We start from the raw sequence: 7,706 nt of genomic DNA, 5'->3' as shown, positions 1-7,706 counted from the left end.
GGCCGAGCCGCCGCTGCCGGTACGGCCCCCGCCGGTGCAGCCGTTCCCTTGCCGTCCCGGCGACCTCGGCAGTCCTGCCCTGCCCCGCCCGCCTCGGGCTCCGGACTGTACGAGATCGTCGACGCTGCACGACTTCGTGCCGCGAAAACATACAGTGTCGACGATCTCGTACAGCGTCGTCGGCAGGAATGAGCCGGCGACGCCCGGAGAACGAACGGCGACGCCCGGACGACGAACGGGGGCGCCCCGACCATGATGGCCGGGGCGCCCCCGTTCGCGGTGCCGACTCGCTCGGCGCGGCGACCTACTTCTTCAGTTCGAAGCGGTCGAGGTTCGCGACCTTGACCCACGCCTTCACGAAGTCGGCGACGAACTGATCGGCGGCGTCATCGCTGGCGTAGACTTCCGCGACGGCGCGCAGCTCGCTGTTCGAGCCGAACACGAGGTCGGCGCGAGAGCCGGTCCACTTGCGCTCGCCCGTCGCCTCGTCGATCCCCTCGAAGGTGCGGGACTCGGCGTCAACGGCGCGCCACCGGGTGTTCAGGTCGAGCAGGTTCACGAAGAAGTCGTTCGTGAGCTCGCCCGGGCGGTCGGTGAGCACGCCGTGGTCCGAACCGTCCCAGTTCGTGCCGAGCACGCGCATGCCGCCGACGAGCACCGTCAGCTCGGGCGCCGACAGGGTCAGCAGGTTCGCGCGGTCGAGCAGCAGGTGCTCGGCGGGCCGGCCGAGGCCGCGCGCGCTCTCGTAGTTGCGGAAGCCGTCGGCCGCCGGGTTCAGGTAGTCGAACTGCTCGACGTCGGTCTGCTCCTGCGTGGCATCGGTGCGGCCCGGCGAGAACGGGATCTCCACCGCACGGCCCGCGGCACTCGCGGCCTGCTTCACACCGACGTTGCCGGCGAGCACGGTGAGGTCGGCGATCGAGACCTTCTTGCCCGACTCCGTGTTCGCCGCGTCGAACTCGGCCTTGATGCCTTCGAGCACGCCCAGCACCCGGGCGAGCTGCTCGGGCCGGTTGACCTCCCAGCTCCGCTGCGGCTCGAGGCGCAGGCGCCCGCCGTTCGCACCGCCGCGCTTGTCGCTGCCGCGGAACGAGGCCGCCGCCGCCCACCCGGTCGAGACGAGCTCGCTCACGGTCAGGCCGCTATCGGCGATCTTCTGCTCGAGCGCCGCGACGTCGGCCGCGTCGATCAGCTCGTAGTCACGGGCGGGGATCGGATCCTGCCAGATCAGATCCTCTGCCGGCACCTCGGGGCCGAGGTAGCGCGACTTCGGGCCGAGGTCGCGGTGGGTCAGCTTGAACCATGCGCGGCGGTAGGCCTCGGTGAAGGCCTGCTGGTCGTCCTTGAACCGGAGCGCGATCTCGCGGTAGATCGGATCCTCGCGCAGCGCGATGTCCGTCGTGAGCATGCGCGGTTCGCGGCGACCGCTGCCCTGGGCCATCGGCACCATGTCGCTGCCCGCGCCGTCCTTCGGGCGCCAGTGGTCGTGACCGCCCTCGCCCGTCACGCGCTCCCACTCGTAGGCGAAGAGGATGTGGAAGAACTCGTTGTCCCAGCGGGTCGGGTGGTAGGTCCAAGTGACTTCGAGGCCCGAGCCGATGGTGTCGTTGCCGTGGCCGTCGCCGTAGCTGCTCTTCCAGCCGAGGCCCATCTGCTCCATCGGCGCACCCTCGGGGGAGTCGCCGACGTGATCGTCCTCGGGGGCGGCGCCGTGGGTCTTGCCGAAGGTGTGGCCGCCGGCGATGAGTGCGAGGGTCTCTTCGTCGTCCATGGCCATGCGCTTGAAGGTCTCGCGGATCTGCAGCGCCGCGGCGAGGGGATCGCCGCTCGCGCGGGGACCCTCGGGGTTCACGTAGATTAGCCCCATCATGGTCGCGCCCAGGGGCTTCGCGAGCTCCTGCGCGCCGTCCTCGCCCAGGCGGTCCTCATCGCCGAGCCAGCTGTTCTCGCTGCCCCAGTACACGTCGTCGTCCGGCTCCCACGCCTCGGGGCGCCCGCCGCCGAAGCCGAAGGTAGGCATGCCCATCTGCTCGTGGGCGACGTTGCCGGCGAGGATCATGAGGTCGCCCCACGAGAGCGATTTGCCGTACTTCTTCTTGACCGGCCACAGCAGGCGGCGGGCCTTGTCGAGGCCGACGTTGTCGGGCCACGAGTTGAGGGGGGCGAAGCGCTGCTGGCCGGTGCCGCCGCCGCCGCGGCCATCGAACACGCGGTACGTGCCCGCCGAGTGCCAGGCCATGCGGATCATGAGGGGGCCGTAGTTGCCGAAGTCGGCGGGCCACCAGGGCTGCGAGTCGGTGAGGACGTGCGCGATGTCCTGCTTCACCTCGGCGAGGTCGAGCGCCTCGAACGCGGCCGCGTAGTCGAAGTCGGCGCCCTGCGGGTTCGCGACGTCGGGGTTCTTCGCGAGGATCTTGAGGTTGAGGCGGTCCGGCCACCAGTCGCTGTTGCCGGTCGCGCCCTTCGTCGGCGCGGCATGGCCGGAGGTGGGGGTCGGCCCCTTGCCGCTGCCGTGGTCGACCGGGCACTTCATGTCTTCGGACAAGGCCTGTTCCTTTCGTAGAGGGTTGATGAGGTTCGGTGGGTCTTCGGATGCGGGCGCGCGGCTCCTGATGCGCGGGCGTCGGTTCAGGCCGCCGGCGCTCCGCCGGCTGCCGCGGGCTCGAGGCGCGACTCGCAGTCGGCGCACACGCCGCGGAAGGTGATCGCGGCCTCGAGGAGCCGCATGCCGTGCGTGTGCTCGGGGCGGAGGCAGGGGGCCTCGCCCACGATGCAGTCGATGTCCTCGATGCGCTGGCAGACGACGCACTGCACGTGGTGATGGTTGTCGCCGCGCTTCATCTCGTAGCGGGCGCTGCCGGAGTCCGGCAGGTCGATGCGGCGCAGGATGCCGCATTCGGTGAGATCGTTCGCGATGTTGTGCGCCGACTGCTGCGAAAGCGACGGGAGTTCGCCGGCCAGCGCTCCGTGGATGTCGGCGACCGAGCTGTGCGGGTGCATCTGGAGGTAGCCGAGGGCGGCGACTCGGCCCGAGGTCACGCGCATCCCGTGAGCGCGCAGGGTCTCGCCCCAGTGCTCAGGGGTGTGCGCGGTGGCCTGCGCGGCGAGTGCGGTCATGGCTCCATTCTAGCCTTATTTTGAATAATACAAAACAACTGGCGAGGTCGGTTCCCGCGATTCGCGGGGGCGGGGGAGGAGCACACTCCTCACGGATGGCTGTGGGGCTGCAGTCTGCGGTGCCCTTCCGGCTCGAGTTGCAGCGTGGTGTGCTCCACGTCGAAGTGGCCGCGCAGGCAGGCCTTCATCTCGTCGAGGATCGCGTGGTATCCGCGTTCGTTCCAGGTCTCGTCGGCGACGGTCACGTGCGCCGAGAACGTCGGCACTCCCGAGGTCAGCACCCAGGCGTGCACGTCGTGAACCTCGGTCACGCCGGGCACGGCGAGCATGTGCCGCCTGGCCGCGTCGAGGTCGAAGCCTCGCGGCGTCGCCTCGAGCAGCACGTCGACCACCTCGCGCAACAGGCTGAAGGCGCGCGGCGCGATCATCAGCGCGATCAGGATCGAGGCGATCTGGTCGACCCAGTTCCAGCCGGTGAGGAGGATCACGACGCCGGCCACGATCACCGCGATAGAGCCGAGCAGGTCGCCGAGCACTTCGAGGTAGGCGCCGCGCACGTTCAGGCTCTCCTTCTGGCCCGACTGCAGGATGAGCAGCGAGACGAGGTTCGCGATCGCACCGATCACCGCAGCGATGAGCATGACCTCGGACTGGATCTCGACCTCGCTGCCGAAGCGCGCGACGGCCTCGACGAAGATGACCACGGCGATCACGCCGAGCACGATGCCGTTGGCGAGGGCGGCGAGCACCTCGACCCGCAGGTAGCCGTAGGTGCGCCGGCTCGTCGCCGGCAGGCCGGCGATCAGGCTGGCGACGAGGGCGATGCCTACCCCGGTGGCGTCGGTGAGCATGTGGCCGGCATCGGCGAGCAGCGCGAGGGAGCCCGACACCAGCGCGCCGACGAGCTGCACGCCGACCACCGCGAGCGTGATCACGAGGACGAGGAGCAGCCGCCTGCGGTGCCGCCCGGTCGCGGTGCCCGGGCCTCCAGCGGAACCGGCGGTGTCCGAGGCGCCGGAGAGGCCGTGCGCGTGCGCGTGCCCGTGCCCGTCCCCGCTTCCGCGTCCGTGCCCCTCCCCGCGTCCGTCCTTGCCTCCGGGTCGCGACGGATGCCCCGGACTGAACGCGGGGTCGCAGGCCTCGGGGTGCTCTGGGTCGGTCATGGTCGCCTTGTCGTGCGGTGGTCGGTGCGTGCTCGGAGTTCGGATGGGGGCTGGGATGCGGCGGATGGGGCTGGGATGGAGAGGGGCTGGGATGCGGATAGCGCAGCGCGAGCCACGGGCCGACAGGCGGCCGGGCTCAGCGCGGGGCCATGCGGATCGCGCCGTCGAGCCGGATCGTCTCGCCGTTCAGGTAGTCGTTCTCGACGATGCTCGCCACGAGCGCGGCGTACTCGGACGGGCGGCCGAGACGGGCGGGGTAGGGGACCTGCTGACCGAGCGAATCCTGCGCGGCCTGCGGGAGGCCCTGCATCATCGGGGTCTCCATGATGCCGGGCGCGATTGTGCAGACGCGGATCGCGTGCCGTGCGAGCTCACGGGCGAGCGGCAGCGTCATGGCGTGCACGCCGCCCTTCGAAGCCGCATAGGCGGGCTGCCCGATCTGGCCGTCGAAGGCCGCGACGCTGGCGGTGTTCACGATCACACCGCGTCCACCGCTCGCGGTCGGCTCGGTCCTCGCCATCGCCGCGGCCGCATGGGCGACCACGTGGTAGGTGCCGAGCAGGTTGATGTGCAGGACGCGTGCGAACGTCTCGAGGCCGGCTGCGGGGTCGCCCTCGCGATCCAGCACCTTCGCCGGCGTCGCCACCCCGGCGCAGTTGACGACGATGCGCAGCGGCGCGGACGCCGCGCCCTGAACGACGGCCTCGGCCACGTGCGTGGGGTCGGTGACGTCGGCCGGGGCGAACGACCCGCCGATCTCCGCGGCGCGCTCGGTGCCCGGGGAGCTCGGCAGATCCACGATGGTCACATGGGCGCCCGCAGCGGCCAGGGTCCGTGCCGTCTCCCAGCCGAGTCCGCTCGCGCCTCCGGTGACGATGGCGCCCGATCCTGCCATGTCCATGACGTTCCCCTTTCGTGGTGCTCCCTATTGTCGCGCGATCCTCCGACATGCGCTTCGGCGCCGTGCCCCTTCGGGCGGGCCGGTCATCCGGCGTGCGACCGGAACCGGCGCAGCAGCAGGCTGTTGCCGACCACGAACACGCTCGAGAACGCCATCGCCGCCCCCGCGATCATCGGGTTGAGCAGCCCGAGCGCCGCGAGCGGGATCGACGCGACGTTGTAGGCGAAGGCCCAGAAGAGATTCCCCTTGATCGTGCCGAGCGTGCGGCGGGAGAGTCGGAGCGCATCCCCGGCGCTGCGCAGGTCGCCTCGCACCAGCGTGATGTCGGCCGCCTCGATCGCCGCATCCGTGCCCGTGCCCATGGCGAGGCCCAGGTCGGCCTGCGCGAGCGCCGGCGCGTCGTTCACACCGTCGCCGACCATCGCGACGACCCGACCCTCGGCCTGCAGCCCCGTGATCGCATCGACCTTCTCGCCGGGCAGCACCTCCGCCACCACCCGCGCGATGCCCACCTCGGCGGCCACCTGCTCGGCGACGGCGCGGTTGTCGCCGGTGAGCAGCACGGGATCGAGGCCGAGCTCCCTGAACTGCCGGATCGCCTCGGCGCTCGTCGGCTTCACCGAGTCGGCGACGGCGATGACGCCGCGGATCTTCCCGTCCCAGGCGGCGAGCACGGCGGTCCGGCCCTCGGACTCGAGCCGGGCCTGCTCGGCGAGCATGCCGGCGTCCTCGGCGATGCTCCAGTCGTCGAGCAGGGATCGGCGCCCGACCAGCACGGTGACGCCGGCGGCGGAGACGGCAGCGGCTTCAGCGCCGGAACCGACGAGGCCGGCGACGCCCATGCCGGCGGTGCTCCGGAACGACTCGACGCTCGGCAGCTCCGACACCGCGATCCCGAGCTCGGCCGTCATGCCGGCAGCGATGGCCTGCGCGATCGGGTGCTCGGAGGCGTGCTCGAGGGCGCCGACGAGGCGCAGCAGCTCGGTGCGATCCTGGCCTTCGGCCACGACGACATCGGTGAGCGCCATCTTCCCGGTGGTCACGGTGCCGGTCTTGTCGAGCACGACGGTGTCGACGCGCCGGGCGGACTCGAGGATCTCGGGTCCCTTGATCAGGATCCCGAGCTGGGCGCCGCGGCCCGTGCCGACGAGCAGCGCGGTCGGTGTGGCGAGCCCGAGCGCGCAGGGGCAGGCGATGATCAGCACGGCGACGGCCGCGGTGAAGGCGCTCGCCGCCGGGTTGCCGAGCAGCAGCCAGGCCGCGAGCGTCGCCAGCGCGATCACGATGACGATCGGTACGAACACGCCCGAGATGCGATCCGCGAGGCGCTGCACCTCGGCCTTGCCCGACTGCGCCTCCTCAACCATCCGCGCCATCTGCGCGAGCTGCGTGTCGGCTCCGACGCGGGTCGCGCGCACGATCAGCCGACCGCTCGTCGAGACCGTGCCTCCGACGACGGCGTCACCGGGACCCGCCTCGACGGGTACGGACTCGCCCGTGATCATCGAGGCGTCGATCGCGCTCATCCCTTCGACGACCGTGCCGTCGGTCGCGACCTTCTCTCCCGGACGCACGACGAAGAGATCGCCGACGACGAGGTCCTCGACGGGGACGCGCTCCCCCGCCGGCGGCAAACCGGTGACGGGGGCCGACGTCTCCGCCGACGCGCGCTGCACGATCTCCACGTCCTTCGCCCCGACATCGAGAAGCGCGCGCAGCGCTGCCCCGGCCCGCCGCTTCGAGCGCTTCTCGAAGTAGCGCCCGGCGAGCAGGAACATGGTGACGCCGGCTGCGGTCTCGAGGTAGATGTTCCCCGCGCCGTCGCTCGGCCGCACCGCGAACTCGAAGCCGTGGGTCATGCCCGGCATGCCGGCGTGGCCGAAGAAGAGGGCGTAGAGCGACCACAGGAACGCGGCGATCGTGCCGACCGAGACGAGGGTGTCCATCGTGGCGGCGCCGTGCTTCAGGTTGAGCCAGGCGGCCCGGTGGAAGGGCCAGCCGGCCCAGACGACGACGGGCGCGGTGAGCGTCAGCGAGAGCCACTGCCAGTAGTCGAACTGCAGCACCGGGATCATCGCCATCGCGATGACAGGCACCGAGAGCCAGATCGAGCCGACCAGGCGCTGGCGGAGCGCGTGCAGCTCGGGATCGGCCGGCGCGGCATCGGTGTCTGCGCCCGAGGCCTGCCCGGGCGCCGCGGCGCCTGAGGATCCTGCGCTATCCCGGGCCGGGCCCGGATCCGGATGCCGGGGCGCCGGCAGCGCGGCCGTGTAGCCCGTCTGCTCGACCTCCTCGATCAGCGTCTGCGGGTCGAAGCCCGCCGGCACGGTGACCCGCGCCTTCTCGGTGGCGTAGTTGACGGACGCCTCGACGCCGTCGAGGCGGTTCAGCCGTTTCTCGACGCGGTTCGCGCACGAGGCGCAGGTCATCCCGCCGATCTCGAGTTCGATGCTGGACGTGTTCGACATGGTTCGCTGTTCCCTTGGCTTCAGTGGGAGGTGAGGGCGGGGCGGCCGTGCCGGCCG

At 71.3% G+C, this 7,706-nt stretch carries 5 protein-coding genes; all 5 read right to left on the bottom strand.

Annotated elements, in window-relative coordinates:
- Positions 1 to 304 precede the first annotated feature (304 nt).
- Positions 305 to 2,533, bottom strand: a complete 2,229-nt coding sequence (gene katG, locus ACFPZL_RS08055) for a catalase/peroxidase HPI (RefSeq protein WP_218116235.1) — start codon at positions 2,531 to 2,533, stop codon at positions 305 to 307.
- A 95-nt stretch (positions 2,534 to 2,628) separates the two neighbouring features.
- Complete coding sequence (locus ACFPZL_RS08050; protein WP_218116211.1) at positions 2,629 to 3,117, bottom strand: Fur family transcriptional regulator; 489 nt, start codon at positions 3,115 to 3,117, stop codon at positions 2,629 to 2,631.
- An 89-nt stretch (positions 3,118 to 3,206) separates the two neighbouring features.
- On the bottom strand, positions 3,207 to 4,280 hold the full coding sequence (locus tag ACFPZL_RS08045; RefSeq protein WP_218116210.1) for a cation diffusion facilitator family transporter: 1,074 nt from the start codon (positions 4,278 to 4,280) through the stop codon (positions 3,207 to 3,209).
- Positions 4,281 to 4,416: 136 nt separating this feature from the next.
- Positions 4,417 to 5,181 (bottom strand): SDR family NAD(P)-dependent oxidoreductase, encoded by a 765-nt coding sequence (locus ACFPZL_RS08040; RefSeq protein ID WP_218116209.1) that lies wholly within the window; start codon positions 5,179 to 5,181, stop codon positions 4,417 to 4,419.
- Between the two features lie 83 nt (positions 5,182 to 5,264).
- On the bottom strand, positions 5,265 to 7,649 hold the full coding sequence (locus tag ACFPZL_RS08035) for a heavy metal translocating P-type ATPase (protein ID WP_218116208.1): 2,385 nt from the start codon (positions 7,647 to 7,649) through the stop codon (positions 5,265 to 5,267).
- Positions 7,650 to 7,706 lie beyond the last annotated feature (57 nt).

Source organism: Leucobacter soli, from assembly GCF_042659205.1.
Classification (GTDB): domain Bacteria; phylum Actinomycetota; class Actinomycetes; order Actinomycetales; family Microbacteriaceae; genus Leucobacter; species Leucobacter soli.
The sequence above is the reverse complement of the archived record's forward strand: the minus strand, read 5'-3'. Positions and strand labels throughout refer to the sequence as shown.

Coding starts and splice junctions, on each gene's coding strand:
- ACFPZL_RS08050 (WP_218116211.1), bottom strand. CDS start 3,117: ATGACCGCACTCGCCGCGCAGGCCACCGCGCACACCCCTGAGCACTGG.
- ACFPZL_RS08040 (WP_218116209.1), bottom strand. CDS start 5,181: ATGGACATGGCAGGATCGGGCGCCATCGTCACCGGAGGCGCGAGCGGA.
- katG (WP_218116235.1), bottom strand. CDS start 2,533: ATGAAGTGCCCGGTCGACCACGGCAGCGGCAAGGGGCCGACCCCCACC.
- ACFPZL_RS08035 (WP_218116208.1), bottom strand. CDS start 7,649: ATGTCGAACACGTCCAGCATCGAACTCGAGATCGGCGGGATGACCTGC.
- ACFPZL_RS08045 (WP_218116210.1), bottom strand. CDS start 4,280: ATGACCGACCCAGAGCACCCCGAGGCCTGCGACCCCGCGTTCAGTCCG.